The sequence below is a fragment of the Pseudomonas sp. 10(2024) genome (genome assembly GCF_045164175.1).
In the GTDB taxonomy this organism is placed as follows: Bacteria; Pseudomonadota; Gammaproteobacteria; order Pseudomonadales; family Pseudomonadaceae; genus Aquipseudomonas; species Aquipseudomonas alloputida.
In genome coordinates this window covers 1,332,637-1,349,148 of record NZ_CP174006.1, presented here as the reverse complement: position 1 = coordinate 1,349,148, position 16,512 = coordinate 1,332,637, and the positions used below count along the sequence as shown (strand labels likewise).

The window sequence follows — 16,512 nt, the reverse complement described above, 5'->3', positions numbered from 1 at the left end:
AGGTCGCGTACGTGCGTGGCATGGTGCATGGCAGTTGTAGTATGTCTGCAGCGCGTTCAGGGTAGAGCCTCTGCCGCTCAGTTTTTGGCGTCTAGTACCTTATTTGCTCTGCGATCAGCCGTTGACAGCCCTCCTCCCCCTTGCTAATAATCGCCCACAGTTGTACGACAACGCATAACAAAAACAACAATCAGTGGACGAACTCATGTCGACATCCATCCCCCTACACCTACGTCTGTTGCATACCCCTCTTCCCCCAGCCAGCTCGCGTATACCTGCCAGTACGTAGCGCCCGGTTACCGCGCATTCACCCCTGGCCCTGACCGGCCCGTTATCTACCCGCCCCTGCCGCAGGCCGCTTGCGCGTGCCCGGTGGACGGGCTGCCACACCCTTAGGGAGCACAACAATAATGAAAATCTGCCACACCCTGCCCTTCGCCCTGCTTGGCGCCGGGGTTATCGCCAGCCTGCCGGGCACCAGCCTGGCCGCGGGATTTGTCGAGGACGGCAAGGCCACCCTCGGGCTGCGCAACTTCTACATCAACCGAAACTTCACCAACCCCAGCAACCCGCAAAGCACGGCCGAGGAGTGGACGCAAAGCTTCATCCTCGACGCCCGCTCGGGGTTCACAGAAGGGCCAATCGGCTTCGGCGTGGATGTGCTGGGGCTGTGGTCGGTCAAGCTCGACGGCGGTGGCGGTACCTATGGCACGGCGTTGCTGCCTCGCCATGACGATGGCCGGCCAGCCGACGATTACGGGCGCCTGGCGGTGGCGGGCAAGGCGCGTATATCCAAGACCGAACTGAAGATCGGTGAATGGATGCCGGTGCTGCCGATTCTACGTTCGGACGACGGGCGTTCGTTGCCGCAAACATTCCGTGGCGGGCAGGTTACCTCCAATGAAATCGCCGGGCTGACCCTGTACGGCGGCCAGTTCCGCGGCAACAGCCCGCGTAACGACGCGAGCATGGAAGACATGAGCTACGGCGGCGGCGTGTCGGACCGTTTCAACTTCGTCGGCGGCGAGTACAAGTTCAACCAGGACCGCACGCTGGTGGGGCTGTGGAATGCGGTGCTGAAGGACGTGTACCAGCAGCAATACCTGCAACTGAGCCACAGCCAGCCGGTGGGTGACTGGACCCTGGGTGCGAACCTGGGCTACTTCCATGGCGACGAGGACGGCTCCGAACGCGCCGGGCAGCTGGACAACAAGACCTACTCGGGGATGTTCTCGGCCAAGTACGGCGGCAGCACCTTCTGGGTGGGGCTGCAAAAAGTCGATGGTGATACCTGGATGCGGGTGAACGGCACCAGTGGCGGAACCTTGGCCAACGACAGTTACAACTCCAGCTTCGACAATGCCAACGAGCGTTCGTGGCAGGTGCGCCATGACTTCAACTTCGTCACCGTCGGGGTACCGGGGTTGACCCTGATGAACCGCTACATCAGCGGGCGCGATGTGCACAGCGGGGGCGTGACCGATGGCAAGGAGTGGGTGCGTGAAACGGAGCTTGCGTACGTGATCCAGAGCGGGGCGTTCAAGGATTTGAGCGTGAAATGGCGTAACTCGTCGATTCGCCGGGATTACAGCAATAACGAGTTCGATGAGAACCGGTTGATCTTCAACTATCCGCTGTCGTTGCTCTGATCAAGATCTGCGGGTTTACCCGGGAATACGGTGGCGGTGGCGACGGTGAACAGCGGGTGGAGATTGGCCAGCAGGGCCGGCCCTTTCGCGGGTGAACCCGCTCCTACAGCGGCCTCAGTCCAACCTCCGATGTGTGTCCACCATTGATCAGGTGTAGGAGCGGGTTTACCCGCGAATACGGTGGTGGCTGCGACGGTGAATGGCGGGTGGGGATTGGCCAGCAGGGCCGGCCCTTTCGCGGGTAAACCCGCTCCTACGGCGGCCTCAGTCCAACCTCCGATGTGTGTCCACCATTGATCAGGTGTAGGAGCGGGTTTACCCGCGAATACGGTGGTGGCTGCGACGGTGAATGGCGGGTGGGGATTGGCCAGCAGGGCCGGCCCTTTCGCGGGTAAACCCGCTCCTACGGCGGCCCGTGCCCAACCACCGATGTGTGTAGGAGCGGGTTTACCCGCGAATGCGGTGGTGGCGGAGACGGTGAACGACGGGTGGAGATTGGCCAGCAGGGGCCGGCCTCTTCGCGGGTAAACCCGCTCCTACGGGCGGTCGCGCAGGCCTTTCGCATTTCTTACCCGCGAAAAGGCCGGCAAAAGCCGCCCAAGCCTCATTGACAACACACAGAACCACCGCCAATAATCACCCAAGTCATACGACAACCTACAACAACTAACAACAAGAGCCGGCCATGACCACTACCCCCTTCAATCGCCTGCTGCTCACCGGAGCCGCAGGCGGCCTGGGCAAGGTCCTTCGCGAACGCCTGCAAGGCTACGCCGAGGTCCTGCGCCTGTCTGACATCAGCCCCATGGCCCCGGCCGCGGGCCCGCATGAAGAAGTCATTACCTGTGACCTGGCCGACAAGGCTGCGGTGCATGCCCTGGTCGAGGGCGTAGACGCCATCATCCACTTTGGCGGGGTTTCTACCGAACACGCCTTCGAAGAGATTCTCGGCCCCAATATCTGCGGCGTGTTCCACGTGTACGAGGCAGCGCGCAAGCACGGGGTCAAGCGCATCATCTTCGCCAGCTCCAACCACACCATCGGTTTCTATCGCCAGGATGAGCGCATCGACGCTCACGCGCCGCGCCGTCCCGACAGCTATTACGGGCTGTCCAAGTGCTACGGCGAAGATGTGGCCAGCTTCTACTTTGACCGCTACGGCATCGAGACCGTCAGCATTCGCATCGGCTCGTCGTTCCCGCAGCCACAAAACCTGCGCATGCTCTGCACCTGGCTCAGTTACGACGACCTGGTGCAGTTGATCGAACGCGGGCTGTTCACCCCCGGGGTTGGCCACACCATCGTCTACGGCGCCTCCGACAATCGCACCGTGTGGTGGGACAACCGCCATGCCGCGCACCTGGGCTATGTGCCCAAGGACAGCTCGGAAGCCTTCCGCGCAGCCGTGGAGGCACAACCGGCACCCGCCGCCGATGACCCGAGCATGGTCTACCAGGGCGGCGCTTTCGCCGTGGCCGGCCCGTTCAACTGACCCCACGCCAGGAGGCACGGCCATGAACTGCGAACTGATCGTCGACGCCCGTAACGGTACCGGCGAAAGCCCTGTGTGGCACCCCGGTGAACAGGCCTTGTACTGGGTAGACATTCCCGCTCGCCAATTACATCGCTGGCAAGCGGCAGATGGCAAACACCAGTGCTGGCAGGGCGACGAGATGCTGGCCTGCATCGCCCGCAGCGGTCAGGACTGGGTTGCGGGCATGGAAAGCGGCATCTTCCAGCTCCAGGCCAAGGCGGACGGCAGCCTGGACAGCCGACTGCTCAGCAACGTGCAGCACGCCCAGGCCGGCATGCGCTTCAACGATGGCCGCTGCGACCGTCAGGGCCGCTTCTGGGCCGGGACCATGCTGCTGGACATGCAGCAAGGTGCCCGCGTGGGCGCGCTGTACCGGCATGACGGCGAAGGCCACCTGCACCTGCAGCAGGACGGCATGATCGTGCCCAACGGCCTGGCGTTCAGCCCCGACGGCAAGCGCATGTACCTGTCCGACTCGCACCCGAACGTACAGAAGGTATGGGCTTTCGACTACGACACCGACAGCGGCACACCGCACGGCAAGCAGCTGTTCGTCGACATGCGCAATTACCCCGGCCGCCCGGATGGCGCCGCCATCGACCAGGACGGCTGCTACTGGATCTGCGGCAACGACGCCGGGCAGATCCACCGTTTTACCCCCGAAGGTCGCCTCGACCGATCACTCAGCGTGCCGGTGAAAAAGCCGGCAATGTGCGCCTTTGGCGGCGCCAGCCTGGACATTCTGTACGTCACCTCGATCCGCCCCACGGGCATCGACCTCAGCGACCAGCCCCTGGCTGGCGGGGTATTTGCCCTCGACCCTGGCACCAAGGGCCTGGAGGAACCTGCCTACCGGGGCTGACGCGCCGTGCCACACCCACACTTGCACCCACGAAACCAGATAATAAAAACCACGGAGTTTCATCATGACGTTCAAACGCAAGCTGCTTCTTGCCGTACTCCCGTTCGCCTTCAGCGTGGCCATGCCCGCCTCGGCACTGGACATCAAGTTCGCCGAGATTCACCCGGCCGGGTACCCGACCGTGGTCGCCGAACAGAACATGGGTAAAAAGCTGGAAGACGCCAGCAATGGCGAAATCACCTTCAAGATGTTCGCCGGCGGCGTTCTGGGTTCTGAGAAGGAAGTGATCGAACAGGCACAGATCGGTGCCGTGCAAATGACCCGTGTCAGCTTGGGGATCGTCGGCCCGGTGGTGCCGGATGTGAACGTATTCAACATGCCGTTCGTGTTCCGCGACCATGATCACATGCGCAAGATCATCGACGGCGAGATCGGCCAGGAAATCCTCGACAAGATCACCAATTCCGATTTCAACCTGGTGGCCCTGGCCTGGATGGACGGCGGCTCGCGCAGCATCTACACGAAAAAGCCGGTGCGCAGCCTGGAAGACCTCAAGGGCATGAAGATTCGCGTACAAGGCAACCCGCTGTTCATCGACATGATGAACGCCATGGGCGGCAACGGCATCGCCATGGACACCGGGGAAATCTTCAGCGCCCTGCAGACTGGCGTGATCGATGGCGCCGAGAACAACCCGCCCACGCTGCTTGAGCACAACCACTTCCAGAGCGCCAAGTACTACACACTCACGGGTCACCTGATCCTCCCGGAGCCGGTAGTGATGTCCAAGACCACCTGGAACAAGCTCAGCCCCGAGCAGCAGGCGCTGGTGAAGAAGGTTGCGCGTGAAGCACAGATGGAAGAGCGCGCGCTGTGGGACGCCAAGTCCGCCGCCAGCGAAGAGAAGCTCAAGGCCGCCGGTGTCGAGTTCATTACCGTCGACAAGAAGCCGTTCTACGACGCCACCGCTTCGGTACGCGAAAAATACGGCGCGCAGTACGCCGACTTGATGAAGCGTATCGACGCTGTCCAGTAACCGCGCCCCTTCCTGAACGACCTCGGCAGCGCGGCGCCCGTCGCACTGCCGCTTTGGTGATGCCCATGAAAAACCTGTTCCTGCGTGTGAATGACACGCTGTACTGCACCTGCACCTGGGTTGCCGGCCTGTCGATCCTGACCATGTCGCTGATCATTCCGTGGGGCATTTTTGCCCGCTACGTGCTCGGCACCGGCGCCAGCTGGCCGGAGCCGGTGGCGATCCTGCTGATGGTGGTGTTCACCTTCGTCGGTGCCGCCGCAAGCTACCGGGCCGGGGCACACATGGCGGTGACGATGATCACCGACCGCCTGCCACCGCTGCAGCGCAGCCTGGCCGCGCTACTGGTGCAAGTACTGATGATTCTGGTGTGCGTGTTCATGACCTACTACGGCACGAAGCTGTGCATCACCACCTGGAACCAGTTTCTGGCGTCACTGCCGGGTGTGCGGGTGGGCATGACCTATGCGCCGATCCCGATCGGTGGCGTGCTGACCCTGGTCTTTGTGCTGGAAAGGCTCCTGCTGGGCGATCAGAGCCACCGCAATGTCATGCGCTTCGACCACCTGGAAGAAAACGAAGGAGCGGCATAAATGGATGCGTTCATTCTGTTGGGCAGCTTCATTGCGCTTATTCTGCTGGGCATGCCAGTGGCCTACGCCCTGGGGCTGTCGGCGTTGATTGGCGCCTGGTGGATCGACATCCCGCTGCAGGCGATGATGATCCAGGTGGCCAGTGGGGTTAACAAATTCTCGCTGCTGGCGATTCCGTTCTTCGTGCTGGCCGGCGCGATCATGGCCGAAGGCGGTATGTCGCGGCGGCTGGTGGCGTTTGCCGGGGTACTGGTGGGCTTCGTGCGTGGCGGGCTGTCGCTGGTCAACATCATGGCCTCGACCTTCTTCGGCGCGATTTCCGGCTCGTCGGTGGCGGACACCGCATCGGTGGGCTCGGTGCTTATCCCGGAAATGGAGCGCAAGGGCTACCCGCGCGAGTTCTCCACCGCCGTCACCGTCAGCGGCTCGGTACAGGCGCTGCTGACGCCGCCCAGCCACAACTCGGTGCTGTACTCGTTGGCGGCGGGCGGTACGGTTTCCATTGGCTCGCTGTTCATCGCAGGTGTGATGCCCGGGTTGCTGCTGAGCGCCGTGATGATGGGCCTGTGCCTGATCTTTGCCAGGAAGCGCAACTACCCCAAGGGTGAGGTGATTCCGATGCGCCAGGCGCTGAAGATTGCCGGTGAAGCGCTGTGGGGCCTGATGGCCATGGTGATCATTCTGGGCGGTATTCTGTCGGGCATGTTCACCGCGACCGAATCGGCAGCAGTGGCGGTGGTGTGGTCGTTCTTCGTGACCATGTTCATCTACCGCGACTACAAATGGCGCGACCTGCCCAAGCTGATGCACCGCACGGTACGGACCATCTCGATCGTGATGATCCTCATCGGCTTTGCTGCCAGTTTTGGTTACGTGATGACGCTGATGCAGATTCCGTCGAAGATCACCACGGCGTTCCTGACCCTCTCGGACAACCGCTATGTGGTGCTGATGTGCATCAACTTCATGCTGTTGCTGCTGGGCACGGTGATGGACATGGCGCCGCTGATCCTGATCCTTACGCCGATCCTGTTGCCGGTCATCACCGGTATCGGCGTGGACCCGGTGCACTTTGGCATGATCATGCTGGTGAACCTGGGGATCGGGCTGATCACACCACCGGTGGGCGCCGTGCTGTTCGTCGGCTCGGCCATCGGCAAGGTGAGCATCGAGTCGACGGTGAAGGCGATGCTGCCGTTCTACCTGGCGCTGTTCATGGTCCTGATGGCGGTAACCTACATTCCGGCCATCTCGCTGTGGCTGCCCAGTGTGGTGCTGTAAATAAAATCGGGGCTGCGAGGGGGGTGCCAGGCAGCCCCCTTGACCCTACCTGCAAACGGATCCTGCACATGGCTGTCCCCTCCTCGGCTGCACCTCTATTCCCACGCAAACTGGCAATCGCCTTGCTGGCCCTGCTGGCCTGTTCGTTCGCCGGCAATCACATCGCCGCTCGCATTGCATTCGACGACGGCACCGGCGTGCTGCTGGCCATTCTCTGCCGCTCAGGCATCACCTTGCTGGTGCTTGCCTGCCTGCTGCTGTGGCAACGCCAGGCCCTGGGCCTGCCCGCCGGTACCCGGCACTGGCAACTGTTGCTTGGCCTGCTGATCGCCACCCAGAGCCTGTGCCTGTACTCGGCGGTAGCACGCATTCCGGTAGCCCTGGCGCTGCTGGTGGGCAACACGTTCCCGATGCTACTGGCGCTGCTCACCTGGGCACTGGGCGGTGCACGCCCCACCGGCCGCACGGTGTTGTTCATGGGCCTGATTCTGTGCGGCCTGGTACTGGCGCTGGATGTGCCGGCACGCCTGGCCGACAGCTCTGCGGCCAACCCGCACTGGGCAATAGGGGTGAGCCTGGCTTTCGGCGCGGCCTGTGCCTTTGCCTGTGCCTTGTGGATCACCGACCACAAACTGGCTGCCGTGCGCGGCCCTGTACGCAGCCTGCTGACCTTGCTGATCGTTTTCTCCAGCATGCTGGTTGCAGGCGCAAGCGGCGTGATGCCATCCGGTTTGTCACTGCCGGGCAGCAGCAGTGGCTGGGCGGCCCTGGCCAGCCTGGTGATGCTGTATGGCCTGGCCTTCAGCTTGCTGTTCGTCTGTGTCCCTCGCCTGAACATGGCGCAGAACGCACCCGTAATGAACGTTGAACCCATCGCCACGTTGTTGCTGGGTTGGGCCTTGCTCGACCAGCACCTGAGCCCTGTGCAACTGGTCGGCGCTGCGGTGGTGGTGTGTGGCATCGTGCTGCTCACCTACCGCCGGGCCAATTGATTGATCTTCCATAAAGGAGCCTTGCATGGCTGTGACCGAACTGCACCTGCAAGACCGCCTGACACGCCTGAGCCTGGCCCCGGAAATCGGTGCCAGCCTGGTCAACTGGCAGGTAAAGGCGACCGGGCAGGCGCTGCTGCGCCATACCGACGCGGCCGCGCTGGCCAGTGGTACGCCACGACGCCTGGCCTGCTACCCGCTGGCGCCGTGGTCCAACCGTATTGCCGAGGGTGGGTTTGCGCGCCCCGAAGGGTGGCAGGCACTGCTACCGAATACCGGGCATGACCCTTACCCGATTCATGGCAGCGCCTGGCAGCAGGCCTGGCAGGTAGAACAGCACAGTGAACAGCATGCTCGGTTGACGCTGGACAGTGCCGTGCCGTTCGCCTACCAGGCCACGCTGGATGTGCAACTGCATGAAGGTTGCCTCAATCTGGACCTGCATCTGATGCACCTGGATGAGCCAGCTACCTGGTGCGGGCTGGGGCTGCACCCCTACTTTCCGCGGTATCCCGATACCAAGTTGTACGCAGCCGCACGCAAAGTATGGCTGGCAGAGGATGGTCGGTTGCCCTCGTACCACGCCGAAGTGCCCGAACAATGGCGCTTCAATGCCATGGGGCGTTTACCCGAGACAGTGGTTGATCACGCCTTCACTGGCTGGCCAGGGGAGTGTGTGATCGAACAGCCCAGCGCGGGTTATCGACTGGCGTGCAGTGCCAGCGGGGCTGAGCACTTCTTGCTGTTTTGCCCGCAAGGGCAAGGTTTTTTCTGCTTTGAGCCGGTTAGCCACCCCATCAATGCGCACCACCTGCCAGGGCGACCAGGGTTGCGGTTGCTGCACCGGGGGGAGGCAATGAACCTGGGGTTCAGGATGCAGTATCGGGCGTTGTGAGCGGGTTGCCTGAGAAAGGGCCGCCACGATATCGAACATTGTCTGACATCCTTTTCGACCCGCTGTAAGACCTTAATCCAGCTGCTGATCGCGCAATCCTTGCGCCAGCATGTCGATAAAGGCCCTGACCTTGGCCGAGCCGTACTTGCTTTCGCGGTGCAGCACATGAATGGGCCAGGGCGCCTCTTCGTACTCGGCCAGCAGCACCTGCAACTGCCCGCTGGCCAGTTCGTCTGCCACCTGGTACGACAGCAGCCGGGCAATCCCCAGCCCGCCGCTGGCAGCTGCGATTGCCCCGTCATTGCTGGTGACCGTCAGCCGCGGCTTCATGCGCACCAAGGTCGGCTCGTCGGTCACTCCGAAGCGCCAACCCGCACGCGGCGACAGGTTGGTGGTGCCGATTATCGCATGCCCGGCCAGGTCCGACGGATGCTTCGGCACACCATGGCGCGCCAGGTAGTCGGGCGAGGCACACAACATGCGCCGCACCCTGCCCACCCGCAGCGCCTTCAACCCGGAGTCGGGCAACGGCCCGATGCGCACGGCCACGTCCATGCCCTCCTCGACCATGTTCACCACTCGGTCGAGAAAGAACGCGGAAACATCGACTTCCGGGTACTGCTGCAGGTAACGGACGATGCACGGCATGACGAACTTCTTGCCGAACAAAATCGGGGCGGTCACCGCCAAATCGCCCCTGGGAGTCGCGTTGATACCGGCAGCGGCTTCATTGGCCTCGTGGATACTGGCGAGGATGTGCCGGGTGTCTTCCAGATAGCGGCCGCCGGCCTCGGTCAGGCGCACGCTGCGTGTTGTGCGCAGCAACAGCTTGACCCCGAGCTGCTCTTCCAGGGCGCTGACGGCGCGGGTGACGGCGGCCGGGGAAATGTCCAGACGGCGAGCAGCAGCGGCGAAGCTTTCCAGCTCGCCGACGGCGACGAACACCTTCATCAGGTGGATCTGGTCCATGCGGGCTCCTGAAGGTTAAGAGGCGTGGGGATTATCTTTCATCTGGATGCCTGGTGTTAGCTGTGCCGGCCTCTTGGCGGGCAAGCCCGCACCTGCGACTGGCTTGAATCAGACATCCAGCACCAACGCCTGCCCCCCCTCCTCCACCTTCGCCGGCACAGCGCAACAGATCAGCACCGACCCTGCCTCCGGCAACTCTGCCGGCGGATTCGGATAATGCACCTGGCCGCTCACCAGCCGGGTCTTGCAGGTACCACACGAACCACCCCGGCAACTGAACTCCGGTGCCAGCCCACGCGCCTCGGCCAGTTCCAGTAAGGTGCCGCTACCGGGTACCCAGCGAGCCTCCTTGGCCGACGCGGCAAAATACACCGGCACCGGTTCGTCAGCGGCAGGTGGCTGTTGCAGGATTGGCTGGTCTGCGTCGGTGTGCCGCCGCAGCGTCGACGGGCCAAACGCTTCGGCGTGAATCCGCGCATCCGGCACATGCACCCTACGCAGCCCTTCGTAAAGCTGCTGGGTGAAGCTGCCCGGGCCACACAGGTAGAAATCGTAGTCGTCCAACGCCAGCGTTGCCTTGACCTGTTCGATACCCAACCGGCCGGCAAACTCGTAATCACGACCGACCTGCGCGTGCCCTTCAGGCTGGCTCAGGGCGCGGTGTACCTGCAGTAGATCGCCAGCCTGTTGCTGCAAGGCCGCCAGTTCCTGCTGGAACGGCAAGTCGGCCAGGCTGCGGGCGCCATGGAACAGATGAATGCGCCGGGCCTGCCCTGTCCTCAACTGCTGGCGCAGCATGGCCAGCAACGGCGTGATGCCCACGCCCGCGCCGATCAGCACCAACGGGCGCGTGCTTTGCTGGTCAAGCGTGAAGCTGCCCATCGGCGGCCGCACATTCAGCACATTGCCGGCCACAACGCGCTCATGCAAATACCGCGAAGCCGGGCCCTGGGCTTTGACGCTGATGCGCAAGAATCCATCGTCGGGGGCACTTGAAAGGCTGTAGGTGCGGATCAGCGCCGACTCGCCATCACGCGGCACTTGCACAGGCAGATGCTGGCCAGGGGCAAAGGCCACACGGCAGCCTGCCGGTGGTTCGAGATAGAACGAGCGGATGTCGCGGCTTTCCTGCTCCACCCGCAGCACCTGCCAGGCCAGCCATTGGCGCTGTTGTTGCCGCTGCTCCAGGCGCGCATCGGCCTCGGCCCAGGTACCGGTCATCAGACTGGTCGGCGCGTACTCCTTGAAAGCCCAGCGCAGGGCAACGGCTGCCGGACGCCACACCACCTGCTCGACCTGCAGTGTCCATAACCGCTCAGCGCCTTCAAAGGCCTGGATGGCCGGGCTGTCCAGCAGCACCTCGGCACGCCCGTACAGTTGCAACACATTGCCATTTTTGAAGTCGATGAACAGCAAGCCGGCCCGCGGGTTGACCACCAGGTTGCCCAAGGTGTTGAAATGCAGATTGCCTGCATAGTCGGGAATGGTGAGCCGATTGCCTTCGACCTTGATGAACCCTGGCCGGCCACCACGGTGGGAGACATCCACCGAGCGCTGGCCGTCAGCATGCTCGACATAGCTGGCGACGAAGAAGGTATCGGCCGCCTGGATCATGCTGACGGTTGAGGTATCCAGTGTTGTCGCATCGATGCGCCCGAGGGCGGGTTCGGTGACGCGGGTGTAGTCACGCAACTGGATGTACTGCGGGCAGTTGCCAAACGCCTGCTCTACGGCCACTTGCAGTTGCCCTTGGGCAGCGTGGCGGATCTGCCCGTTGATGCGATTGCGCCGACGGGTGTGCAGTTCGATCCCCAGCAGGCCGACCGCCTGCCCGGCTGCCAACCCGGGGGTGGCGGGGTCATCTGCTGGCAACGTGGTGTGGATCGTCAGCATACGAGGGTCGGGCGAGCTTACGAACCCTTCCGGCCCTTCCAGCAGCGTGGCCCAAGGCCGACCCTGGGCATCAACACTGGCGGCGACCATGAACGGTAACTGGTGATAGAACGTTCGATGCTGGTCGGGCATGTGGTCACGAATGACCTTTTGCCCGAACGCCTCCATGCGTTCTGCTACACCGACCTTTTCCTGCAGGGTCTTTTCACCCGCATGCCAGGGCGAGGGGCGGTGATCAGGAGATTGTTGCATGGCGGCGTTCCTCGCGATGGCGGGGTTTCAGGCGTGGGTTTGCAGCCCGATCACGGTGCGCGGCATGGGGACGAAACGCGGCAGCGCCTCGATCCGCGCCAGCCAGTTGCGCACATTGGCATAGGGCTCCAGCGACACATTGCCTTCGGGGGCGTGAGCGATGTACGAGTAGTTGGCAATGTCCGCTATGGTGGGTGTGCTACCCGTCAGGAATGGCGTGTTGGCCAACTCGGCATCGATCACCTTGAGCAAGGTGTGGGCGCGGGAAATCACTTCGTCGGTATTGAACGAAGCCCCGAACACCGTGACCAGGCGGGCGGCGGCCGGGCCAAAGGCCAGCGGGCCGGCAGCGACTGATAGCCAGCGTTGCACCCGGGCGGCGGCGGCAGGTTCTTCGGGCAGCCAGGCACCGTTGTCATACTTTTTGGCCAGGTAGACGAGGATGGCGTTGGAGTCGGCAATCACAGTGCCGTTGTCATCGATGACTGGAACCTGGCCGAACGGGTTGAGGGCGAGGAAGTCCGGCTGCTTGTGCGCGCCTTTGGCCAGGTCGACAAACACCAGCTCGGTGGGCAGGTTCAGTAGCGAGAGCATCAACTCGATGCGGTGAGCATGGCCAGACTTTGGGAAGTTGTAGAGCTTGATCGGGTGCGACATGGGCTTGGCTCCTGGTCAGCGCCGGGATGGGGCTGATGGAGCACATGCTGCACTGGATCGGCTGGCAGCAGAATCAGTGCGCAGGGGAAACCATAATTTCGCAGGGCGGAATAATGGTTTCCAAACACTTGCGCCGGCGCCTGCAGGTGAGCGCTAGCCAACGATCCGATCAGTGCAGCTTTTTGAAATGTCGGTACAGCCCACGCGCAGCCTCGACCACCTGCGGCACACAGGCCTGGATATCCTCATCGCTCATCTGGTCCAGCAGCTCGAAGTTATCTTCCAGCCCATGTAGCGAAATGGCCTTGAGCAGCGAGGCCTGCGCCGGTGGCAACTCGCCCCAACCGGCCACCTGGGTACCGCGCATGTAGCCGAAACACCACTCCTCCATCACGATCACAGTGCCCTGCTCGCCTTCGCGTTCCTCGAACAGCGGTTCGAACTGGTCGACCTCATTGCTCAGTTCTTCTGCCACCTGGCTGGCATAACGCAGCATCAATGCCGTGTAGGCCTCCTCATGGGCGGGCTTCTTGAACTTCGGTACCTTGCCACCCGCTACCGCCGGCAGCCATTGTTCCGGCAGGACAGTGATCGGCGAACTGGCGAGTGCGACGAAAAAGCCATTGAGCTCGGCCAGGTCCAGCACCGAGTAGTCATTGCCATAGGTGATCAGCAGGTCTTCGAGGCGGTCGAGTTCTTTTTCGCTGAGTACGGGGAGCATGGGTAAGAATCCTGGGAAGCAAAAGTGTGTGCACCCTAGCACAGCAACGCCGGAAGGGCTGCCCGCGCGAACACCCGCGCGGGCAGATGGTTCAGGGCTGCAACCAGGCCTGCAGCTCATGTTGCCGGTCGGTGCCTATCAGCAGCCACAGCAAGATGCGGCATTTGCGCGGGCAGAGTTGCCCAGCCATGTAGGCGCCTTTTTTCTGCAGGTCGATCTCTGCACCAGCAAACCCGTAGGTTGCCCGGGCTGTAGGCCCCCTACCTGTGCGCGTAGCAACCATGACCGGCAAGGTGGGCGCCAGGTGTTCCAGCACTTCGGACCAACTGGCGGAAACATGCCCAGCACCGAAACCGGCGATGACCAACCCCTCATAACCCAAGGTGGCCACAGCCCGCAGCAGCGCCGTGTCTGCGTCCAGGCAGGCTTCCAGCAGGGCAACGCGCTGGTCGGTGCGATACGGTAACGGCAACACTTTCCGTCGCCCGGGCGGATGGCGATACAACACAACACCCTCCACAACGTCGCCCAACGGGCCACATCCGGGCGACTCGAATGCCGCCATCGCCAGGCTGGCCGTCTTGCGAACCCTTGCCGCGCAGTGGACCTGATCATTCATGACCACAAGCACACCTCGCCCACGGCTGTCTTGTGCCAATGCAACCTGAGCCGCAGCCAACAAGTTGGCCGGCCCATCATTGCCCGGCTGACTCGCCGAGCGCATGGCACCGGTCATCACCAATGGCACATCGAATGGCCAGAGCAGATCCAGGAAATAGGCCGTTTCTTCAAGGCTGTCGGTCCCTTGGCTCAATACCAAGGCCTGAGCCCCGCGCTCCACCTCGCCCCGGGCCCATGCCAGCACCTCCAGCAACGTCGCGAAGCCCAGCGATGCACTGGGGAGCAGGCACAATGAAGCAACGTTCAACTGCGCCATCTCGCGAAATTGTGGAACCTGAAGCAGTTGCCGCTCACAATCCAGGCTTGGCGTTACACCATCCCCGACAGCACAGGCCTGCATACTGACCGTGCCGCCCAGAGTAGCGATCGACAGCCTGGGCAGGCTCGAATGTTCACTCATGCTTCTCCCCCCACAAGCAACCCGACTACCGGCACGATGCCAAGCGTGCAGATGGCCATCGACACCACATTGCCGATGTAGCCATGCACATAGGCCGGCAACCGCTGAGTGATCGCCACTGCCAGCGGCGGAGCCACCAGGGCACCCAGCACTGCACTGGCCACCACTACTTGCCAGCTGCCGCCATGTGTCAACACCGCGGCCGGGACGATCGACACAATCGGAATGTAGGTAGGGTACCACCCACAGGCTTTCCACTGTCCACGCCAGAGTACAACTCCGACCAGGGATGCCAGGGCCTGCCCGGCCACTATCTGCATCACCAGCATAGAACCGTAGGACAGTGCAGCCGGGCTCAACAGGTATGCCAGCAACACACCCAGCAATAGCCCGAGGCTGGCCAGCTCATTACCAAAGAATGGGGCTTCGCTGAAGTCGGCCAGAACGCGTCGCAAAGTCCAGACCACACCGTAGTCAGGCTGATTGACAACCGGCGCCACGACGGTGGGTTCACCGCATTGGCGTACCCATGAAGGAAAGCGCTTGCACAGGATGAAGGCCACCACGCTTGCCACTGCCATGCCACTCACATTGCCCACTACCACTGGTAACTGCAGGGGATAACACAGGTAATTGACCATCAGCAGGCTGGCCGGTGTTACCAGTAGTGCCCCCAGTAGCGCCCCTGTGATCGTCACCCGCCAGCCCGCACCAAAAAGCAAGACCATGGCTGCCGGCAATGACACGAAGGCAACGAACGTTGGTTGCCAGGTGCCACTGGCCAAGGTCCATCCCCACAACACATGGCTAAGCAGCAAGCCCAAAAGCGAGCTGGTAAACACCCATGGCCATAATCCGCTGCCATAGCAGATGGCAAAGCCCTGCCAGCGGTACCCTTGCAGCTGCGCCCAGTGCGCCAGGCACGCGCCCAGCAGCAAGCCCATCGCGGGCAGTTCGTGCTTGTAGAAAGCCACTTCACTGATATCACCAACAATCCAGCGCAAGCGGCTGAGCGGCTCATCGAGCGTCGCCACCCTCTGTGCATAATCCAGCCATTGCCCATGGCCAAGGCTTGCAGCGAGAAACACCAGCAGGCAGCCGAAAATCAACGCAAGCCAATACTGCTGTCGTGAGAAGAAGAGCGTGTTCATTCGCAACTCCTCAACGTGGCATAGGTGCATGCAAGCGATAGCCAAGGGTGGCATCGTAGAGGTCGGTGCGCCGGTCTCTTGGCAGGTCGTTGAGGCTGTTCCAGATCGGTGCCGAGCGCGCACTGCTCAAATCGACATCGGCATAGATGATCTCCTCGGCTTCTGCACTGCCCACCTCGCCGATCGGCCAGCCATTGGTACCGGCGATCAGCGAGCAGCCCAGAAAGCGCCCGCCCCGCTCGCTGCCGACACGGTTCGCGGCGGCGATATAAACGTTGTTGACATGCGCTGCCGTCATGGTCAGGTACGAGGCCATACAGCGCCCTGCATCATCGAACAAAGGTGGCGGGGTCCATACCCAGTTGTTGAGGCTGCAGATGATGTCGGCACCTTGTGCGGCCATCACCCGTGGTACTTCCGGGAACCAGATGTCCCAGCAGATCAGCAGGCCGATACGGCCGATAGGCGTCTCGAATACCGGGAACCCCAGGTCACCGGGGGTGAACCAAAGCTTTTCCTGGTTCCACAGATGCGCTTTGCGGTAATGCCCAAGCAGGCCTTCGGGGCCAAACAGGACAGCACTGTCGTAGAGCTTCAGCCCGTCGCGTTCGGCAAACCCCGCAGCCAGGTATACCTGGTATTGCCTGGCGAAGTCCGCCCAGGTTTTCAGGCAAGGGCCGTCCTGCAGCACCTGCGCATGGGAATAGGCTTCGGCACGGGAGTTGAAGGTGTAGCCCGTGTTGGCCAGTTCAGGCAGTACGATCAGGTTCGCACCTTCGCGTGCTGCGCGCCGGGCCAATGCCAGGCCTCTGCTCACGTTGCTCTCACAGTGGTCAAGACCGACCTGAGGGTCGTACTGGATGACAGCTATACGTACGGGGCTGACGGGGGAACAGGATTCAGACATGGCGGCTTCCTTTTTGTGGTTGTTTTGGAAGGACGCCAG

General features: G+C 62.4%; 15 protein-coding genes. 8 read left to right on the top strand and 7 right to left on the bottom strand.

Features of this window, described 5'->3' with window-relative positions; all coding sequences use genetic code 11:
• The first annotated feature begins 410 nt into the window (after positions 1–410).
• The 8 genes from ACI7M0_RS06070 to ACI7M0_RS06035 all read left to right on the top strand — a co-directional run bounded on the left by ACI7M0_RS06070 (position 411) and on the right by ACI7M0_RS06035 (position 8,842).
• Positions 411–1,649, top strand: a complete 1,239-nt coding sequence (locus ACI7M0_RS06070; protein WP_129933986.1) for an OprD family porin — start codon at positions 411–413, stop codon at positions 1,647–1,649.
• A 685-nt stretch (positions 1,650–2,334) separates the two neighbouring features.
• Positions 2,335–3,141, top strand: a complete 807-nt coding sequence (locus ACI7M0_RS06065) for an NAD(P)-dependent oxidoreductase (RefSeq protein WP_129933786.1) — start codon at positions 2,335–2,337, stop codon at positions 3,139–3,141.
• A gap of 22 nt (positions 3,142–3,163) precedes the next feature.
• Positions 3,164–4,045 (top strand): SMP-30/gluconolactonase/LRE family protein, encoded by an 882-nt coding sequence (locus tag ACI7M0_RS06060; RefSeq protein WP_129933787.1) that lies wholly within the window; start codon positions 3,164–3,166, stop codon positions 4,043–4,045.
• A gap of 64 nt (positions 4,046–4,109) precedes the next feature.
• On the top strand, positions 4,110–5,081 hold the full coding sequence (locus ACI7M0_RS06055) for a TRAP transporter substrate-binding protein (protein ID WP_010952323.1): 972 nt from the start codon (positions 4,110–4,112) through the stop codon (positions 5,079–5,081).
• A 65-nt stretch (positions 5,082–5,146) separates the two neighbouring features.
• Positions 5,147–5,674 carry a TRAP transporter small permease gene (locus tag ACI7M0_RS06050; protein WP_104960950.1) on the top strand — a complete coding sequence of 176 codons (528 nt, stop codon included), beginning with the start codon at positions 5,147–5,149 and terminating at the stop codon, positions 5,672–5,674.
• Positions 5,675–6,955 carry a TRAP transporter large permease gene (locus tag ACI7M0_RS06045; RefSeq protein WP_020192662.1) on the top strand — a complete coding sequence of 427 codons (1,281 nt, stop codon included), beginning with the start codon at positions 5,675–5,677 and terminating at the stop codon, positions 6,953–6,955.
• 68 nt (positions 6,956–7,023) lie between these two features.
• Positions 7,024–7,947: an EamA family transporter gene (locus tag ACI7M0_RS06040; RefSeq protein ID WP_129933788.1), complete on the top strand. Its 924-nt coding sequence runs from the start codon at positions 7,024–7,026 to the stop codon at positions 7,945–7,947.
• A gap of 25 nt (positions 7,948–7,972) precedes the next feature.
• Complete coding sequence (locus ACI7M0_RS06035) at positions 7,973–8,842, top strand: aldose 1-epimerase (RefSeq protein WP_129933789.1); 870 nt, start codon at positions 7,973–7,975, stop codon at positions 8,840–8,842.
• 72 nt (positions 8,843–8,914) lie between these two features.
• On the opposite strand, the gene ACI7M0_RS06030 is transcribed toward ACI7M0_RS06035, so the two are convergent.
• The 7 genes from ACI7M0_RS06030 to ACI7M0_RS06000 all read right to left on the bottom strand — a co-directional run bounded on the left by ACI7M0_RS06030 (position 8,915) and on the right by ACI7M0_RS06000 (position 16,473).
• Complete coding sequence (locus tag ACI7M0_RS06030) at positions 8,915–9,811, bottom strand: LysR family transcriptional regulator (protein WP_010952319.1); 897 nt, start codon at positions 9,809–9,811, stop codon at positions 8,915–8,917.
• A gap of 108 nt (positions 9,812–9,919) precedes the next feature.
• On the bottom strand, positions 9,920–11,956 hold the full coding sequence (locus ACI7M0_RS06025; RefSeq protein ID WP_129933790.1) for a pyridoxamine 5'-phosphate oxidase family protein: 2,037 nt from the start codon (positions 11,954–11,956) through the stop codon (positions 9,920–9,922).
• Positions 11,957–11,983: 27 nt separating this feature from the next.
• On the bottom strand, positions 11,984–12,613 hold the full coding sequence (locus tag ACI7M0_RS06020; RefSeq protein ID WP_129933791.1) for a glutathione S-transferase family protein: 630 nt from the start codon (positions 12,611–12,613) through the stop codon (positions 11,984–11,986).
• Positions 12,614–12,782: 169 nt separating this feature from the next.
• A complete protein-coding gene (locus tag ACI7M0_RS06015; protein ID WP_129933792.1) occupies positions 12,783–13,334 on the bottom strand; it encodes a UPF0149 family protein in 552 nt (183 codons plus the stop codon).
• A 91-nt stretch (positions 13,335–13,425) separates the two neighbouring features.
• Positions 13,426–14,415, bottom strand: coding sequence for an asparaginase (locus tag ACI7M0_RS06010; protein ID WP_129933793.1), 990 nt, complete (start codon positions 14,413–14,415; stop codon positions 13,426–13,428).
• Entirely contained in the window at positions 14,412–15,566 is a 1,155-nt protein-coding gene (locus ACI7M0_RS06005; protein ID WP_129933795.1) for a hypothetical protein, read from the bottom strand. Before ACI7M0_RS06005 ends, ACI7M0_RS06010 begins: the two co-directional genes overlap by 4 nt.
• A 10-nt stretch (positions 15,567–15,576) precedes the next feature.
• Entirely contained in the window at positions 15,577–16,473 is an 897-nt protein-coding gene (locus ACI7M0_RS06000; protein ID WP_129933797.1) for a nitrilase family protein, read from the bottom strand.
• Positions 16,474–16,512 lie beyond the last annotated feature (39 nt).

Coding starts and splice junctions, on each gene's coding strand:
- ACI7M0_RS06025 (WP_129933790.1), bottom strand. CDS start 11,956: ATGCAACAATCTCCTGATCACCGCCCCTCGCCCTGGCATGCGGGTGAA.
- ACI7M0_RS06000 (WP_129933797.1), bottom strand. CDS start 16,473: ATGTCTGAATCCTGTTCCCCCGTCAGCCCCGTACGTATAGCTGTCATC.
- ACI7M0_RS06060 (WP_129933787.1), top strand. CDS start 3,164: ATGAACTGCGAACTGATCGTCGACGCCCGTAACGGTACCGGCGAAAGC.
- ACI7M0_RS06040 (WP_129933788.1), top strand. CDS start 7,024: ATGGCTGTCCCCTCCTCGGCTGCACCTCTATTCCCACGCAAACTGGCA.
- ACI7M0_RS06020 (WP_129933791.1), bottom strand. CDS start 12,613: ATGTCGCACCCGATCAAGCTCTACAACTTCCCAAAGTCTGGCCATGCT.
- ACI7M0_RS06050 (WP_104960950.1), top strand. CDS start 5,147: ATGAAAAACCTGTTCCTGCGTGTGAATGACACGCTGTACTGCACCTGC.
- ACI7M0_RS06055 (WP_010952323.1), top strand. CDS start 4,110: ATGACGTTCAAACGCAAGCTGCTTCTTGCCGTACTCCCGTTCGCCTTC.
- ACI7M0_RS06015 (WP_129933792.1), bottom strand. CDS start 13,334: ATGCTCCCCGTACTCAGCGAAAAAGAACTCGACCGCCTCGAAGACCTG.
- ACI7M0_RS06035 (WP_129933789.1), top strand. CDS start 7,973: ATGGCTGTGACCGAACTGCACCTGCAAGACCGCCTGACACGCCTGAGC.
- ACI7M0_RS06030 (WP_010952319.1), bottom strand. CDS start 9,811: ATGGACCAGATCCACCTGATGAAGGTGTTCGTCGCCGTCGGCGAGCTG.
- ACI7M0_RS06005 (WP_129933795.1), bottom strand. CDS start 15,566: ATGAACACGCTCTTCTTCTCACGACAGCAGTATTGGCTTGCGTTGATT.
- ACI7M0_RS06010 (WP_129933793.1), bottom strand. CDS start 14,415: ATGAGTGAACATTCGAGCCTGCCCAGGCTGTCGATCGCTACTCTGGGC.
- ACI7M0_RS06070 (WP_129933986.1), top strand. CDS start 411: ATGAAAATCTGCCACACCCTGCCCTTCGCCCTGCTTGGCGCCGGGGTT.
- ACI7M0_RS06045 (WP_020192662.1), top strand. CDS start 5,675: ATGGATGCGTTCATTCTGTTGGGCAGCTTCATTGCGCTTATTCTGCTG.
- ACI7M0_RS06065 (WP_129933786.1), top strand. CDS start 2,335: ATGACCACTACCCCCTTCAATCGCCTGCTGCTCACCGGAGCCGCAGGC.